This is a genomic window from Lacticaseibacillus camelliae DSM 22697 = JCM 13995 (genome assembly GCF_001436615.1).
Classification (GTDB): Bacteria; Bacillota; Bacilli; order Lactobacillales; family Lactobacillaceae; genus Lacticaseibacillus; species Lacticaseibacillus camelliae.
The window spans coordinates 89,619-106,827 of the sequence record NZ_AYZJ01000029.1; the positions used below are offsets into that span (position 1 = coordinate 89,619).

The window sequence follows — 17,209 nt, forward strand, 5'->3', positions numbered from 1 at the left end:
TATGCCTAAAATTCATCAGCTTTCAACGGCGCTGAGCAATCAGATCTCCGCTGGGGAAGTGATCGAGCGGCCGGCCTCGGTCGTGAAGGAGCTCGTCGAAAACTCGATCGATGCCGGCGCGACCCAAGTGGACGTGACCGTTGAGGAGGCGGGCCTGAAAACCATCAAAGTTGTCGATAACGGTGGCGGGATCGAGCCCGATGACGTGCCGACCGCTTTTTTGCGCCATGCCACGTCTAAAATTGCCAGCACGCGCGACTTGTTTAACGTGCACAGTCTGGGCTTTCGCGGTGAGGCGCTGGCGTCGATCGCGGCGGTTGCCGATGTGACGTTGGCCACAGCCACGACGGCCGGGCTTGGCACCATCGCCCACATCAAGGGGAGCAAGATGCTGGACCAGCACTCTGAGGGCCTGCGCAAGGGCACGCAGATCACCGTCAACGACTTGTTTTACAACACGCCGGCGCGGCTGAAGTACGTGCAGTCGCAGAACACCGAGCTCAATCACATTTTGGACATCATCGACCGGCTGGCGCTGGGCCACCCTGAGATTGCTTTTTCGCTGAAAAATAAGGACCGGGTCGTGATCAAAACGGCCGGTACCAATGATCTGCAGCAGACCATTGCTGGTATTTATTCCGTGCCGGTGGCCAAGAGCATGCTGGACTTCCAAGGCGAGGACAACGATTTTCGCGTTCACGGCTACACCAGTTTGCCGGATACCACGCGTTCCTCGCGCAATTACATCAGTCTGATGATCAACGGGCGCTACATCAAGAATTACCAGCTGATGAAGGCGTTTATTGCCGGCTACGGCTCGAAGCTCATGGTCGGCCGTTATCCGCTGGCCGTGATCGCCGTGGAAATGGATCCGCTGCTGGTCGACGTCAACGTGCACCCGACGAAGCAGGAGGTGCGCCTGAGCAAGGAGGACCAGCTCGGCGCGCTGCTCACGGAAACGATTCGGGAGCGTCTCGGCCGGGAAAATCTGATTCCGGATGCCTTGCACAATCTGCGCCAGCACAAGCCAGTGGACATGGACCAGCTGACCATCGCGCTGAACCAGGCCTCCCGTTCGATGCCTGATGCGCCAAGTATGGTCGGTGAACAGCAGACGCCGACGTCCTCGCAAGGTTACGGGACCGTTGAGCCGGCTGGCCGAGAATTTGTCGATGAGCCTGCTGAAGACACCGGTTTGGCCATCACCGATTTAGACGACCAGCCGATTTTTGACGAACCCGACCGCTTGGCCGAATGGGACAAAAAGTACCGCCACCCGGTCGCTGCAGAGACCTCGGCCCGGCCGACGCTGGTGGCAGAACCGAAACCCAAAGAGCGGTTTCCAAGCGAGCTGCGCTATCTGGCCCAGGTGCACGGCACCTATTTGCTGGCCGAGGCGCCGGACGGTCTGTACATGCTGGACCAGCACGCGGCCCAAGAGCGTGTGAACTACGAGCGGCTGCGGCGTGAGATCGGTGAGGTCAGCGCGGATGAGCAGGCACTGTTGGTGCCGATCACGCTGGACTACCCGGCGAGCGACGCCGTGGCGATTCGCGACAAGCGTGACGTACTCGAAGGGGTCGGCATTTTTCTTGAAGATTTTGGTCAGAACACCTTTGTCGTTCGTCAGCACCCGACTTGGTTCAAGAAGGGCGAAGAAGAGCAAACGATTCGCGCCATCATCGACTGGGTGCTTGACGAAGGGCACGTGACGGTTGCCTCGTTCCGCGAGAAAACGGCGATCATGATGAGCTGCAAGCAAGCCATCAAGGCGAACCACCACATTGACCGCCCGCAAGCGGAGGCACTGTTGAAAAACCTTGCACAGTGCGAAAATCCCTTTAACTGCCCCCACGGCCGGCCGACACTGGTTCATTTTTCCAACACTGACTTGGAGAAAATGTTCAAGCGCATTCAGGATAGCCACCAGAGCTTCGGCGGTGCGAAATGATTATTCTAGCAAGCAGCTCGCCTCGCCGGCAGGAGCTGCTGAAGCGAGTGGTCCCAGCTTTTTCAGTGGCACCGGCGCAAATTGATGAGCGCGCGTTGCCAGTACTGCCTCCGCGGGCGTATGTGCAGCGGCTGGCAATGGCGAAGTGTGGCACTGTCGCTCAGCGGCACCCCGGGGCAACGGTCATTGCCGCTGATACCATGGTGGCGTTCAAGGGTCAGTTGCTCGGCAAACCACAGACGGCCGAGGCCGCGGCGAAGATGCTCGCCCAGCTTTCCGGGCAGACGCACCAGGTCCACACCGGTATGTGCGTGTGCTGGCCGGACAAAACGGCCCGGCAGGTCGTGGTGACCACTGAGGTGACCTTTTGGCCGCTGACTGAGCGTGAGATTGCGGATTATGTCGCGACTGGTGAGCCGCTGGACAAGGCCGGCGGTTATGGCATTCAGGGTCAGGGCGCACTACTGGTCAAGGAAATTAAAGGCGATTACTATAACGTTGTTGGCCTGCCGATCAGCACGCTGGCGCGCATGCTAAAGTCAAAATGATAAGTCGACGTGGTTGTCGGCTTATTTTTTTTGCTTTCGGCGAGCCTCCGCTGATGCGTTTTGCGTCGCAGCTCAGCAATGACGACACAGTGGGAACTTCGCAGTTGATGGTTCTCCCTGCGCTTCAAAACGGCGCGGTGCACTGGGCGATTGCGTAATCTTTCAGATGAGGTGATTGAGGCGGGGGTTTCGGTCAGCCTGCAAATCATCTACCCTGACGCGTTAATGTTGCTGAATGTGCCGGCTATACTCTTTATCCATCCAGTTGGCGGCTGCTGGGCCCACCGCCGGTTCAGAAAATGATCGCGGGCCATTGTGCGCGGCATGTTGGCTTTCTTGGCGTCGGGAGAGTAGACGCTTCACCGTGGTTAACGGTAGCTGACGGGCGACTCGCGCTGACGGTTGTAGTTCCTGACGGCGCTATGGCGGATGCAAACGGCTTCACAGTCGAGATGCCTTTTTCGCCTCACAAGCGGAGATGGGGTGCTTTTGACAGACGAAAAGGAGGTGGTGCTCACCTCTGCACCGATAGCGGCCAGGGAGGAAGTGCTTGTGACGATTGTCACTCGTCCTGGCGGCGCAGGCAGAGGGGGTCAATAGGGTTATGCAAGTGGTCTTGACGCGAGCTGCAACTCAAAAATCTGTCGTGGACGCGGATACCGCGATCGTTGATTGAGAGCAGGCAGTGGTCCCTGCATTAAGTATCCAATCGGTTAAAGTTCAAGGGGGAGCGTAAATGAAAAAAGCAACATGGTTTCTTGGCACGATTGGGGCGGCATTGATCGCCAGTGGTGCCCCAATGACAATCAAGGCGGCCAACATCGGGCCTGGAGAATCGACGACCAGTAATCTGACGACTGCAGGGAAAGGTTTTGAATTGACCGCTGACGGGCAAACGGCAGAAGCAAATAGTGTAGCGCAGTTTGAGATTACGCCGGGAACGCTGTCACTGAAAGCAGTACCAAATCTTCGCTTTAAGCCGGGCAAGGTTGCAGATTTGATCAAGGCAGACACGCCGTTGGCATTGGCAGGTGGCGACGTTGCCTCGAATAACCAAGGTTACGACGGAAACCCTGAGAAACTGATTCAGGTGATCGACTATCGCGGCACAAATGCCGGCTGGACGCTAACTGCAAAGCTGGGTGACTTCTCTGGCGCAGCCACCCTGAAGGCAGCAAGCCTCACATTAACCGGTGCCGTGGCGGCGGACAACTACGCCGCTGATCTTGGTGAAGGCAACTTTGCCACTGAGGCGAGCGCGATTCTTGACCCGACTAACGGCTACGGTGCGGGCGCGACCAAAGCAACGGTCAATGATGCAAAACTGGTACTGAAAAAAGATTCTAAGGCAGTCGCAGGCGATTACCAAGCCCAAATTGTCTGGACACTAGCAGCCACCCCGGGTGCTACCTCACCATCTGATGACGGCAATTCGGATTCTGGCAGCGACACCCAAGGCTGAACTTGGCCTGACATTTTTTATTCACTGTAGTGGCTGTATCGATATAAGCACGTCGAACTGGGGCAGACCTGCTGAGTTAGTCCCAGTTTTTCGGTAGGAGGGATTGTAATGCGGCAATGGTGGTGGGTGCTGATAGTCGTTTGGCTCATTGCGCCAAGTCGCTCAGTGCTGGCCGAGGGAGCGGGGTTTACGGTGACGCCCGAGCTGCCAGCCAACCAGCTTGGTGGGAATACCGGGTGGTTCAATTTGTTAGTCAAACCAGGGCAGAAGCAGGATTTAACGGTCGCGGTCGGGAATCAGGCCAATCAAGCCAAAAAGCTGGAACTATCGCTCACTAATGCTTTCACGCAGGACAATGGCCAGGTGGGCTACGAGCCCAATCAAGACAAGGATGAGTCTGCAGAAGTTCAACTGACCGCGATTGGGTCCAAACCGATCAGAATCGATTTGGCCGCCCACCAAGGTCGCAAAGTCACGTTTCAGGTTACCCCACCGGCAAACGGGTTTGCCGGGCAGGTTCTCGGTGCAATATACGTGCGAGAGTTGACTGAATCTGACGCGGCGTCGGCGAGTGGGTTTGCGGTGACCAATCGGTTTTCGATGGTCGTGGCGGTCCAGCTTCAGACCAGTGAGAAATTAGCCCCTCCAGTGCTGCATTTGGTGAGCGTCAAAGCCAAGCCCGAAAGTGTGCAGGCCACCATTCAAAATGCGGCGCCGCGCTTATTTGGCCAATTAAAGTTACAGACAGAAGTGATTCCAGCTGGTAAGACCAAACCGGTGCTTCAACAACTGACCACCAATTATGCAATGGCGCCGAACTCGGCCTTTCACTATCAAATCGCGCCGCCAAAGGGGCTTGAGCCTGGCGAGTATCAACTGGTGATCGCTGCGACGGCCGGCGCATACAAGTGGCGCTTCACCCGTGCCTTCTCGCTTAAAAAGCCAATGTCTGCCAAGCCGGGCACTTTGTCTGCGCAAAAAAGTACTGACTTGTGGCCGTGGTTATGGGTGCTGGCCTTCGGCGTGGTGGTTGGGGGTCTGATTGGGTGGTGGCGCGGCCGCCGCTCTCGGAGGTGAAAGAAATGCGCAAGTGGTTTATCGCAAGTGCTCTGGTGTTGCTAGTCGCCGTTGCGGTGCGTGGGGCTCAGCTGTCCCAAGCTGCAGTAACTCAGCAAAGTGTGGCGACGTTTGCCCTGAAGGGTGCGCCTGGCCCGGTGCCGCTGCCGGCTGCACCGATGGAACAGCCACCGCGCCCAACCCTAACCATCACTGATCGATCATCGTCGTCACCCGCCACTGGTGAGACAGAGCCTCTCCGCTTGACGGTGGCGGGCTTGCTGCTGGTGGTGGGACTTGGCCTTTACGTCTTTTGGCGAAAGACGCAGGCGAAGCGAGCGCTGGCCTCCGCGGCGCAGTGACTATGGGCGATGCGCGGTTCCGGTCCGAAGTCAAAAAACGCGACTCACCGAAAGAAACGGTGGGTCGTGTTTTACGTTGGTCATGGGTCAGCGGTGAAAGAGGTGCAGCAGCCAGTGGGCACCGAACACCAGGCTCATGCTGTATACCGCAATGGTGATCGGCTTGCCAAGGATGATGACCCAGGCGAAAAACTTGAACTTCATGTGGGTCAGGCCGGCAATCAGGCACAGGACATCATCCGGGGCAACTGGTGCGACGATTGCAATGGCGAAAAACGTGTCGAACTTCTGCTGATTTTTCGCGTAGGCCATGTACTTGTCGAAGACTTTTTCCGACACAATGTGCAAAATGAAGGGCTTACCGTAGTTGCGGGCCAGAAAGAAATTGATGAAGGACCCAATCACGATGCCAATATAGTTGTACAGAAACCCTTGCCATGGTCCAAACAAGATGACGCCGGCGGCAGTGCTGACGCCTCCGGGGATAATGGGGATGACCACTTGGACGACCTGAATCAGGATGAAAATCAGCGGTCCAATCAGCCCGGTGGAGTTGATGTAGGCATGAAGGCTGGCCAAATCGTGGAACACCCCGATGCGATACCAGTAGATCGTGACAAACACGATTGCCACCACTGAGCACAGCGCAGTGAGGTTGATTAATCGTCTTGAGGTTGTCTCGCTCGTCTTCCCCACCTCCTAAACTTTCTGTCATCGTCATTTTAACAGCCTGAGTATTGATTGGGTACTCGCGTGGGGCTGACAAGCCATCAGACCTCGGACGGAGGCCGCCGTCACGGCGTTTGCCAGCAGCGAACAATTTCGTCACCAGCGCCCAACCAGGGCTTGCGCAATATGGTAAACTAGAATGACATCAAAACTAGCAAGTGAGGACAATATGTACGAATATATGAACGGAATCATCGCCGCGACCGAGCCGGGCTATGTGGTCCTCGACGTGAACGGCATCGGCTACCGTCTGCTGATGGGAAATCCCTACGCCTACACGCCGGGCCAGAAGGCGAAGATCTGGGTGCAGCACATCATTCGCGACAATGACCAGGCGCTTTACGGGTTCGAGTCGGAAGAGGCGAAACGCACGTTTAACCAGCTGCTGACCGTCACCGGGATCGGCCCCAAATCAGCGCTGGCCATTTTGGCCAATACGGACACCAACGGCCTCGGCCAAGCGGTGTCAAGCGGCGATGTCAGTTACCTGACCAAGTTTCCCGGCATCGGTAAAAAAACGGCCCAGCAGATCATCTTAGATCTGAAGGGCAAGCTGGCCTTGACTGCGCAGCCTGCACCGGCCAAGGCGCCGGATGTTGCCCCAGAATTGGCTGATGCCTTGGCAGCACTGGTTGCACTTGGGTACCAAGAAAAGGCCGTGAACAAGTTGGCCGACAAGCTGGCGGCCAGCGGTGAAACCACGACCGATGGTTACCTGCGCCGCGGTTTGCAACTGTTGAGTTAACGAGGAGAGAGGAGGGACAACGTGGCTGACGATAGGATCGTGTCTAAGGACGCAGATAGTCAAGACGATGCGGTTGAGCGCAGCCTGCGTCCGCATCAGTTGAGCGACTACATCGGCCAAACGGCGGTGAAGTCGCAGCTGGAAGTGTACATAAAGGCGGCGCTCAAACGCGAGGAAGCCATGGATCACGTCCTGCTGTACGGGCCCCCTGGTTTAGGGAAAACGACGCTGGCGCTGGTGATTGCCAACGAGTTGGGGGTGCATATTCGGACGACCTCAGGCCCAGCAATCGAAAAGCCCGGCGATCTGGTGGCGCTGCTCAACGAGCTTCAGCCCGGCGATGTGCTGTTCATCGATGAGATTCACCGCTTACCAAAAATTGTCGAAGAGATGCTTTACTCGGCGATGGAGGACTTTTACATCGACATTGTCGTTGGCGAAGGCCCAACCGCTCACCCCGTTCATTTTCCGCTGCCGCCGTTCACGCTGATCGGTGCCACGACGCGGGCAGGGATGCTGTCGGCGCCGCTGCGCGACCGCTTCGGCATCACGGAGCACATGGCCTACTACAACGAGGACGAGCTTAAGCAAATCGTGCTGCGGTCGGCCGGCATTTTTAACATGGCCGTGCCGGACAGCGCAGCGCTCGAAGTGGCAAGGCGGTCTCGCGGCACGCCGCGGATCGCCAACCGGCTGCTGCGGCGGATTCGGGATTTTGCCGAAGTTGAGGGGACCGAGCTATCTGTTCGGCTCGTTGATCACGCGCTGGATCAGTTGCAGGTCGATGACCGCGGGCTGGATGCGATTGACCGCAAACTCCTCATGATGATGATCCGCGATTACGATGGCGGGCCTGTTGGGCTGAACACCATCGCGGCGAATATCGGCGAAGAAACCGCGACGATCGAAGAAATGTACGAACCGTACCTGCTTCAGATCGGGTACCTCAAGCGCACGCCGCGTGGTCGAATGGTCACCCGCGCCGGGTATCAGCACCTGAACATTCCGTTCACAGAACACTAAGGAGAAAACATGCTCACTACTGAAGATTTTGACTACGACCTGCCTCATGAACTGATTGCTCAAACACCGCTGAAAAAGCGCGACGCCAGCCGCCTGCTGGTGCTGAATGCCGAAACCGGTGCGTATGAGGATAAGCATTTTTACGATATTCTCGACTACCTGAACCCCGGCGACGCGGTCGTGATGAACGACACCAAGGTCATGCCCGCCCGGCTTTACGGCGTCAAGAAGGAAACCGGCGCACACATGGAAGTGCTCCTCTTGCACAATACGGAAGGCGACCAGTGGGAAACGCTGATGAAGCCGGCCAAGAAGGCGCCGGTTGGCACCGTCATCGATTTTGGCGACGGCCTGCTTCAGGCCACTGTCAAGGAAGAACTCGACCACGGCGGTCGCATCATTGAGTTCCACTACGACGGCATTTTCATGGAAATTCTGGATAAACTTGGTGAAACACCGTTGCCACCGTACATCAAGGCCAAGCTTGATGACCCGGATATGTACCAAACGGTTTACGCCAAGGAAATGGGTTCCGCAGCGGCGCCAACGGCCGGGCTTCACTGGACGCCCGAGTTGTTGCAAAAGGTCCAGGACAAGGGGATCAAGCTGGTTTACCTGACTCTGCACGTCGGCCTCGGTACCTTCCGACCGGTTTCCGAGGATAACATCGAGGACCACAAGATGCACAGTGAGTTCTACCGCTTCTCCCAAGAAGCCGCTGACACCTTGAACGAGGTCAAGCAAAACGGTGGCCGCATCATCGCAACTGGGACCACGTCCATTCGCACGCTGGAAACGATTGGCACCAAGTTCCATGGCGCAATCAAGCCGAGTTCCGGTTGGACTGACATTTTTATTAAGCCAGGGTACCAGTGGCAGCTCGTCGACGCCTTTATCACGAACTTCCACCTGCCTAAGTCCACCCTGGTGATGCTGGTGGCGGCATTTACGGGACGCGAAAACATTCTGAATGCTTATCAGCACGCCATTCAGGAGAAGTACCGCTTCTTCAGCTTTGGGGATGCCATGTATATTCACAAGTAAAGGCTGCGCGCAGTCGCGCTTCGGTGAGCAACGCTCGAGCGCATAGCTACGCTCGGCACATGATCCGCAAGCGGCTCACGCACCAGGCTAGGCTATGCGTCGAGCTAAGCACGCTCACCTCAGCAGCCTAAAAAAGCCGCCGCAGATCACTCTGCGGCGGCACCACGTGGTTTATTGCGAAGGGCCCAGATAAATTCTCACTATCGAAAACGACAACCAACCAGATTTTCTTTTAACGCATCGCTGCGCGGAACTCTTAATCGAATTAATCGATCACGTATGACACTCTAGCTGGGTCCTTCGTAGTGACTATAACACCGTGTCATTACTCACTGCAATCAAAGTCTACCAGGAGGTTTTATGCCCGCACTCGAATATCACCTTAAACACATTGATAAGCACTCCGGCGCCCGGCTTGGCGAAATCGTCACGCCGCACGGGACGTTCCCGACGCCGATGTTCATGCCGGTGGGCACACAGGCCACGGTGAAGACGCTGGCCCCTGAAGAGCTCAAGACGATGGGCGCCGGCGTCATCCTGGCCAACACCTACCATCTTTGGCTGCGGCCGGGGGAAGACATTGTTGAAGAAGCCGGCGGGCTGCACAAGTTCATGAACTGGGATCGCGGTCTGCTGACTGATTCCGGCGGTTTTCAGGTGTTCTCACTGGCTAAAAATCGCGACATCACCGAGGAAGGCGTGACTTTTCGCAACCACCTGAACGGTGCCAAGATGTTCTTGTCCCCAGAAAAGGCGATCGGGATTGAAAACGCACTCGGCCCGGACATCATGATGAGTCTGGACGAATGCCCGCCGTTTTTTGAAAGCTACGATTACGTTAAAGCAAGCGTGGCGCGCACCAGCCGCTGGGCTGAGCGCGGGCTCAAGGCCCACCAACACCCCGACCGCCAGGCGCTGTTCGGTATTGTCCAGGGCGCCGGCTTCCGCGACTTGCGGGCGCAAAGCGCGAAGGACTTGGTCAGCCTGGATTTCCCGGGGTACTCCATCGGTGGTTTGTCCGTCGGCGAGTCGAAACAGGAAATGAACCACGTGCTCGATTTCACCGTGCCGATGCTGCCGGCCAACAAGCCCCGTTACCTGATGGGGGTTGGGTCGCCTGATGCGCTGATCGATGGTGTTTTGCGCGGCATTGACATGTTCGACTGCGTCCTGCCGACGCGAATTGCGCGCAAGGGCACCGTCATGACGTCGTACGGCCGTCTGGTCGTCAAAAACGCCCAGTACGCGCGTGACTTCACGCCGCTTGATGACAATTGCGACTGCTATACCTGTCGCAATTACAGCCGGGCTTACATTCGGCATCTGCTCAAAGCAAACGAGAGCTTCGGCGAGCGCCTGACGTCTTATCACAACGTCTATTTCCTGCTACATTTGATGAAGCAGGTTCGCGAGGCAATCGCGGAAGACGCTTTGAACGATTTTCGGCAGGACTTTTTCGCGCGGTATGGGTACTTCAAGCCGAACGCCAAGAACTTCTGAACTAGCTATCAAGCCTTAACTTTGGTACAGTGTTCCATGAACAATAAGAAAACGAGGTGCGTAATTTGGCAGGAAGTATATCTACAATTCTAATGATCGTCGTCATGTTTGCGTTTTTCTATTTCTTCATGATGCGGCCACAGAAAAAGCAGCAACAGCAACGTCAAGAAATGCTTAGCGGCCTGAAAAAAGGCGACAAGATCATCACGATTGGCGGGTTGCACGGGGTGATCGATAAAATCGACCGTAACAATAACACGGTAGACTTGGATCTTGACGGGGTTTATCTGACGTTTAACCTTTCGGCGATTCGCACAGTGACGCCGCAAGGGGAGACCCCGGCGCCGGTCGCCACGACAAACACCGCTAAAGATTCCAGTGACGACGATAAGCCGTACTCCGAAGGCGATGGCGATTCATCTGCCGATGACCAAGACGATACGAACAAGTAAATTTAGGCCTGAAGCGAGACTCCGCAGTTGCGGAGTTTTTTTTTGCCAAAATCTAATGAATGAATTCGGTTACGCTCATCCAGTCACTAAAGAAATTTTTTGTGAAAATGTTTTATTACCGGGGATAAACGCTGGTCGAGACCAAATCCGTGAAATTTTTCACTCAAACTTGTTTACAAATTCACATAGGTCCTGTATATTATTGTTTGTGAAATGGTTAACGAAAAACTTTGACAGACTTGTGGAGGGATATCAATGCTCAAACAGAAGCCAGAGACACAAACTGACATCGACGCGATGATCGACGACTTGGTCAAAAAAGGCCAAGAAGCGCTCAAAGTGCTGAAGACCTATGATCAGGCCAAAATTGATCACATCGTGCACCGCATGGCGATTGCCGGGCTGGACCACCATATGGAACTGGCCAAGATGGCGGTTGAGGAAACCGGCCGTGGTGTGTACGAAGATAAAGCCATCAAGAACATGTTCGCCACCGAGGAAATTTGGCACTCGATCAAGAACGATAAGACGGTCGGCGTCATTTCTGAGGACAAGCAGCGCGGCTTGACCAAGATTGCTGAGCCAATTGGGGTCATCGCTGGGGTCACCCCGGTCACCAATCCGACTTCGACGGTCATGTTCAAGTCGGAAATCGCGATCAAGACCCGTAATCCGATCATCTTCTCTTTCCACCCAGGCGCGCAGAAGTCCTCTGCTAAGGCCCTGGAAGTGATTCGCGACGAGGCGATGAAGGTCGGTCTGCCAGAAGGCGCGTTGCAGTTTATCGCTGAGCCAAGCATTGAGGCCTGCCAAGCCCTGATGCACCACCCGGGCATTGCGACGATTCTGGCGACTGGCGGCCCGGGCATGGTCAAGTCCGCCTACTCAAGCGGCAAGCCTGCCTTAGGTGTTGGCGCGGGCAATGCGCCGGCCTACATTGAAAAGACGGCCAACATCAAGCAGGCGGTCAACGATATTGTGCTGTCCAAGAGCTTCGATAACGGCATGGTCTGCGCTTCCGAGCAAGGCATTATCGTGGACGAGCCGATTTACGCGGACGTTAAGAAAGAGTTCCAGGCCCAGGGCGCTTACTTTGTTAAGCAAAAGGACATGAAGAAGTTCACTGAGACCGTGATCAACACCGAGAAGATGGCGGTCAACCCACGGATTGTCGGCCAAAGTGTTCAGCAGATCGCCGAATGGGCCGGCATCGAGATTCCTCAAGACACCACTATTCTGATTGCCGAGCTCAAGGGCGTCGGGGATGCTTACCCGCTGTCACACGAGAAACTGAGCCCAGTTCTAGCCATGATGAAGGCTAAGGACCACGAGGACGCGTTCACGCTGGCCGAAACGATGCTCGACATCGGCGGCCTGGGCCACACAGCCATCATCCACACCGCCGATCAGGACCTGGCACTGGATTACGCCGATAAAATGCAGGCGTGCCGGGTGCTGGTCAACAGCCCGTCGACCTTCGGGGGGATCGGAGATCTGTACAACGAAATGATTCCAAGTCTGACGCTTGGCTGCGGCTCGTACGGTGGTAACTCAATTTCACACAACGTGGGGACGATCGACTTGCTTAACATCAAAACTCTGGCAAAGCGCCGCAACAACATGCAATGGGTCAAGCTGCCGCCGAAGATTTACTTCGAACGCAACTCGGTTCGTTACCTCGAAAAGATGGACGGCCTGGACCGCGTCCTGATTGTTGGGGACCGTGGGATGGAGAAGTTAGGCTATGTCCGGATCGTTGAAGACGTGCTGAAGAACCGCAGTAATAAAGTCGACATCCAAACCTTCTTGGACGTTGAGCCGGATCCTTCGACCAACACGGTATACAAGGGCACAGCCATTGCAAAGGACTTCAAGCCTGACGCGATCGTTGCGGTCGGCGGCGGCTCTGTCATGGATGCGGCCAAAGGCATCTGGTTGTTCTACGACGGCGATGGCGACTTCTTCGGCGCCAAGCAGAAGTTCCTGGATATCCGCAAGCGGACTTATAAGTTCCCGAAGCCGACTAAGTCTAAGCTGGTCTGCATCCCGACCACTTCCGGGACGGGTTCCGAAGTGACCCCATTCGCGGTCATCACCGACTCCGACACCGGGATCAAATACCCGCTGGCCGACTATGCGCTGACCCCGGACGTTGCCCTAGTTGACTCTCAGTTCATCGAAACAGTGCCGCCGAAGGTTGTGGCCGACACTGGGCTGGATGTCATTTGCCACGCCACCGAAAGCTTTGTCTCGACCATGGCCAGTGATTATACGCGCGGCCTGTCCCTGCAAGCCTTGAAGCTGGCCTTCGAAAACTTGGAAGCCTCCTACAACGGCGATCTGGAAGCCAAAGCGAAGATGCACGACGCCTCGACCATCGCCGGGATGGCCTTTGCCAACGCCTTGCTGGGCATCAACCACAGTATCGCGCACAAGCTGGGTCAGACCTTCCACCTGCCTCACGGACGCTGCATTGCGATCACCTTCCCACACATCGTTCGCTACAACGCCGCACGGCCGAAGAAGCGTGCCGTATGGGCGAAGTACAACTACTTCCGTGCCGACGAAGATTACGCCCAAATTGCCCGCTTCCTGGGCTTGAAAGGCGACACGACCGCCGAGCTGGTTGAAGCCTTTGCGCATGCATACATTGACTTGGCCCACCGGGTCGGCGTCAAGATGAGCCTGAAGGACCAGGGTATCGCCAAGCAGGACGTGCTGGATAACGTTGATCGCATCGCCGAACTGGCCTACGAAGACAATTGCACGGTCACGAACCCAGTTGAGCCGTTGATCGCCGACATGAAGCAGATCGTGCTCGATGAGTACGAAGGAACCGCCTCAAGCGAGGGCACCAAGTAACCATTTCAAGCCTTCACACAAGTCTAGGGAAACCGGAAGAACACGTCGAAAGGCGTGTTTTTTTTGTGCAAGTCATGCATAATAGGTAATGTGTATAAACTGAAAGTAAGGATGAGTATGACACCAAATAAAGAAGACTACCTCAAAATGATTTTCGAACTGGGCGGTGACACGGCTCTGATCTCCAACAAGCAGATTGTGGTCGGGCTGAACGTTTCGGCAGCCTCTGTCAGTGAGATGGTCACCAAATTGGTCGAGCAGCACTATGTGACCCACACGCCGTACCAAGGAATCAAGCTGACCGCCAGCGGCCAAAGCCGGGCGGCGGCCTTAGTGCGCAATCACCGGCTTTGGGAAGTCTTTTTGACTGAAGACTTAGGCTATCCGGTGGATAACGTGCACTCCGAAGCCGAAATGCTGGAGCACGCGATGACACCGGAAATGGCCGATCGCATGGCGAAATTTCTTGGCAACCCGAAGTATTGTCCGCACGGCGGCGTCATTCCCGACGCCGACGGTCATTACCTGGATCAAAGCCGCGTCACGCTGAGCCAGGTCGACGTGGGCACTCAAGGGCATATCGAGCGCATCGTTGACGAGCCGGGACTGATCGATTACGTCTTCGGTCTGGGACTGGCGATCGAGGACCACTTTGAAGTCATTGCCAAAAGCTCTTCGGCCATTCGTATCCGGCAGCGTGAGACGGGCAAGGAGCTCGACATTGACCCGGTCCGTGCGGAGCACATTTTTGTTGAATTATAATCATTTTTTGAAAGCGGTGGCAGTATCACTATGAGTAACGAAGTCAATGCAGTAATTATCATGTTCGGTGGCTCGGGCGACCTCGCGCATCGCAAGCTGTACCCAGCCTTGTTTGGCCTGTTTCAGCACGGGGTATTGAAGGACCACTTTGCAGTGATTGGGACCGCGCGGCGGCCGTGGAGCGACGACCATTATCAGGAGGTCGTGCGTGATTCGGTCAAAGAAGCGGGCAACACTGATCAAGATGCCATTGCCGCTTTCGCTAAGCACTTTTATTACCAATCCCACGACGTCACCGACGCCGATCACTACGTCACCCTAAAACAATTGGCGGCCAAGTTGGACGAACAGTACGAAGTGGGGGGCAACCGCCTGTACTACATGGCGATGGCGCCGAAGTTCTTCAGCACGATCGCGACGCACCTCAAGTCGGAGTCGCTGTTGACCAATACCGGCTTCAACCGGCTGATCATTGAAAAACCGTTCGGTCACGATTACGAAAGCGCCAAGGCGCTAAACGACGCAATCACCGGGACGTTTAAGGAAGAGCAGATTTACCGCATCGATCATTACCTGGGTAAGGACATGGCCCAGGCTATCCTGGCGCTGCGCTTTGCCAATCCTTGGTTCAAGGCAGTTTGGGACAAGGATCACATCAAAGATATTCAGATCACGTTGGCCGAAGCGGTCGGGGTCGAGGAGCGGGCCGGTTACTACGAAACGGCTGGCGCGCTGCGGGACATGGTGCAAAATCATGTGATGCAGCTGCTCGCCTACCTGACTATGGATGAACCTGAGGCGCTGACTTCCGAGGCAATCCACGCGGTCAAGGCCAAGGCCTTCGACGACTTGCACCGGTACACCGAAGACGAGGCACGGCAGAACTTTGTCCGCGCTCAGTATGCCTCTGCCACTGTGGATGGCAAAAAGGTGCCTGGCTACCGCGAAGAAGACGGCGTGGCGCCGGATTCGCTGACGGATACCTTTGTGGCGGGGAAGATGCTGACGGACAACCCGAAGCTGGCCGGCGTGCCGATTTTCATTCGCACCGGCAAGCGGCTGACCCGCAAGTCGACGCAGGTCACGGTCACCTTTAAGGACGGCGACGGCCTGTTCGGCCACACCCCTGGCGATCAGCTCACGGTTTACATTGAGCCGAACGAAGGCTACACGCTGGAGATCAACGCCAAGAAACTCGGTGAGACGGCCACGCTTGAGCGCGAGTGGCTCAACATGCGCCACGATGATCAGGCTGTTAGCGATGCGCCGGAAGCCTATGAACGCCTGATTGGCGATGTGCTGGCCGGCGATCAGACGAATTTTAACCACTGGAACGAGCTGGCCCAGATTTGGCGTTATGTGGATGTGATCACCCGCGCCTGGGCGAATGACAAGACCATGCCCACTTACAAGGCGGGGTCGATGGGTCCCCAAGCAGCGTTTGACTTGCTCAAACCCGGTGATCATAAGTGGTATTGGCAGCCGCGGCACACGCAGCTGGCTGATTAAATATGATGGATCAAGGTCGGCCGCGCGCCGGCCTTTTTGCCCGGAAAGGAGAGGGGCGACGTGCTTGAGATCCCAATGCAAAATGATACAACGCGCAAGATCGTGCACGTCGACATGGACGCCTTTTACGCGTCAATCGAGGAGCGCGACGACCCCAGCCTCAAACCCCGGGCGCTGGTGATGGCGCATGACCCGCGGCAAACTGGCGGCAAAGGCGTGGTGACCACGGCGAATTACGTGGCGCGCCAGTACGGCGTTCATTCGGCGATGCCGGCCAACGAGGCCCTGAAGCTGGTGCCGCAAAAGCTGTTGACCTTCAAGACCCCGGACTTTGAGAAGTACCGAGCCGTTTCGGATCAGATCCATCAGCTTTTTCACCAAGTGACGGACCTGATCGAGCCTGTGGCCTTGGACGAGGCGTACCTTGACGTCACGGCCAACCATGATTTCAACACCACGATTCAACTGGCGCTTTGGCTCCAAGATCAGATTCGTCAGCAGACGCAGCTCAGCAGCTCGATTGGCTTGTCGTACAACAAATTTCTGGCCAAGGAGGCCTCTGAGTACAACAAGCCGCGCGGGCGCACAGTGATTTTGCCGGAGCAGGCGCAGCTGTTTTTGGACCGACTGCCAATTGAGGAATTTCGCGGGGTCGGGAAAAAGACCGCGCCAATGCTGCAGGACCTGGGGATCACGAACGGTGCCACGCTGCGTGCGTATGGTCAAGACCGGCTGATCGCCAAGCTTGGAAAAATGGGCTACGAGCTGTACCGCCACGCGCTGGGCATCGACAACCGGCCCGTCCTAGTCCGCACAGCCAAGTCAATTGGTAAGGAGCGGACTTACCGCGCCTTTTTGACCAGTGAGGCAGCGGTGCGGGCTCAGCTGGAAAAGCTGGCGGGCATGGTGGCTGAAGCCCTGGCCAAGAAGCAAATGCATGGCAAGACTGTGGTGTTGAAGGTCCGGGATGGGGAATTCAACACGCAAACCAGGCGCCAGACTTCCGACCATTATTTCCGCTCCGCGCAGTCCATCCTCGACGCGGCCTGGCAGCTGTGGACGCAGGACACGGACCAGCCTGCGCAGATCCGCCTGCTCGGGATCACGGTGACCGGTCTTGACCCCCAGCAGTATGAGAATATCGACCTGCCGGTATAACAGCTTGACATGTGTTATACTACAGAAAAAGCAGGAAGCGAGGCGT

The 17,209-nt window shown here is 56.2% G+C and carries 15 protein-coding genes; 14 read left to right on the forward strand and 1 reads right to left on the reverse strand.

The features are described 5' to 3' along the window. Position 1: 1 nt before the first annotated feature. From mutL to FC75_RS06495, 5 genes are all read left to right on the forward strand, one after another. Complete coding sequence (mutL, locus tag FC75_RS06475) at positions 2–1,951, forward strand: DNA mismatch repair endonuclease MutL (protein ID WP_056989444.1); 1,950 nt, start codon at positions 2–4, stop codon at positions 1,949–1,951. Further along, positions 1,948–2,499, forward strand: coding sequence for a Maf family protein (locus FC75_RS06480; protein ID WP_054663035.1), 552 nt, complete (start codon positions 1,948–1,950; stop codon positions 2,497–2,499). The genes mutL and FC75_RS06480 overlap by 4 nt, the downstream gene beginning before the upstream one ends. Positions 2,500–3,235: 736 nt before the next feature. Then, positions 3,236–3,961, forward strand: coding sequence for a WxL domain-containing protein (locus FC75_RS06485; protein WP_056989445.1), 726 nt, complete (start codon positions 3,236–3,238; stop codon positions 3,959–3,961). 108 nt (positions 3,962–4,069) lie between these two features. After that, on the forward strand, positions 4,070–5,038 hold the full coding sequence (locus FC75_RS06490) for a WxLIP family cell surface protein (RefSeq protein WP_054663041.1): 969 nt from the start codon (positions 4,070–4,072) through the stop codon (positions 5,036–5,038). Between the two features lie 5 nt (positions 5,039–5,043). Further along, entirely contained in the window at positions 5,044–5,379 is a 336-nt protein-coding gene (locus FC75_RS06495; protein ID WP_056989446.1) for an LPXTG cell wall anchor domain-containing protein, read from the forward strand. Positions 5,380–5,466: 87 nt separating this feature from the next. On the opposite strand, the gene FC75_RS06500 is transcribed toward FC75_RS06495, so the two are convergent. Beyond that, positions 5,467–6,075: a TVP38/TMEM64 family protein gene (locus tag FC75_RS06500; protein WP_054663047.1), complete on the reverse strand. Its 609-nt coding sequence runs from the start codon at positions 6,073–6,075 to the stop codon at positions 5,467–5,469. Between the two features lie 202 nt (positions 6,076–6,277). Here FC75_RS06500 and ruvA point away from each other — a divergent pair, with 202 nt between their 5' ends. The 9 genes from ruvA to dinB all read left to right on the forward strand — a co-directional run bounded on the left by ruvA (position 6,278) and on the right by dinB (position 17,163). Beyond that, positions 6,278–6,853, forward strand: coding sequence for a Holliday junction branch migration protein RuvA (gene ruvA / locus FC75_RS06505; protein WP_056989447.1), 576 nt, complete (start codon positions 6,278–6,280; stop codon positions 6,851–6,853). A 21-nt stretch (positions 6,854–6,874) separates the two neighbouring features. Further along, positions 6,875–7,876 carry a Holliday junction branch migration DNA helicase RuvB gene (gene ruvB / locus FC75_RS06510; protein WP_054663050.1) on the forward strand — a complete coding sequence of 334 codons (1,002 nt, stop codon included), beginning with the start codon at positions 6,875–6,877 and terminating at the stop codon, positions 7,874–7,876. Between the two features lie 9 nt (positions 7,877–7,885). Beyond that, a complete protein-coding gene (gene queA / locus FC75_RS06515) occupies positions 7,886–8,920 on the forward strand; it encodes a tRNA preQ1(34) S-adenosylmethionine ribosyltransferase-isomerase QueA (protein ID WP_054663053.1) in 1,035 nt (344 codons plus the stop codon). A 360-nt stretch (positions 8,921–9,280) separates the two neighbouring features. Continuing rightward, positions 9,281–10,420, forward strand: a complete 1,140-nt coding sequence (tgt, locus tag FC75_RS06520; protein WP_054663056.1) for a tRNA guanosine(34) transglycosylase Tgt — start codon at positions 9,281–9,283, stop codon at positions 10,418–10,420. Between the two features lie 65 nt (positions 10,421–10,485). Next, positions 10,486–10,872 (forward strand): preprotein translocase subunit YajC, encoded by a 387-nt coding sequence (gene yajC, locus FC75_RS06525; RefSeq protein ID WP_268872397.1) that lies wholly within the window; start codon positions 10,486–10,488, stop codon positions 10,870–10,872. A gap of 255 nt (positions 10,873–11,127) precedes the next feature. Next, positions 11,128–13,734, forward strand: coding sequence for a bifunctional acetaldehyde-CoA/alcohol dehydrogenase (gene adhE / locus FC75_RS06530; RefSeq protein ID WP_056989449.1), 2,607 nt, complete (start codon positions 11,128–11,130; stop codon positions 13,732–13,734). 117 nt (positions 13,735–13,851) lie between these two features. Further along, complete coding sequence (locus FC75_RS06535; RefSeq protein WP_054663060.1) at positions 13,852–14,496, forward strand: metal-dependent transcriptional regulator; 645 nt, start codon at positions 13,852–13,854, stop codon at positions 14,494–14,496. A gap of 30 nt (positions 14,497–14,526) precedes the next feature. Then, the gene (zwf, locus tag FC75_RS06540; RefSeq protein WP_056989450.1) at positions 14,527–16,005 is read left to right on the forward strand and encodes a glucose-6-phosphate dehydrogenase; all 1,479 of its coding nucleotides are present in this window, start codon (positions 14,527–14,529) and stop codon (positions 16,003–16,005) included. Positions 16,006–16,080: 75 nt separating this feature from the next. After that, on the forward strand, positions 16,081–17,163 hold the full coding sequence (dinB, locus tag FC75_RS06545; protein WP_054663078.1) for a DNA polymerase IV: 1,083 nt from the start codon (positions 16,081–16,083) through the stop codon (positions 17,161–17,163). Positions 17,164–17,209 lie beyond the last annotated feature (46 nt).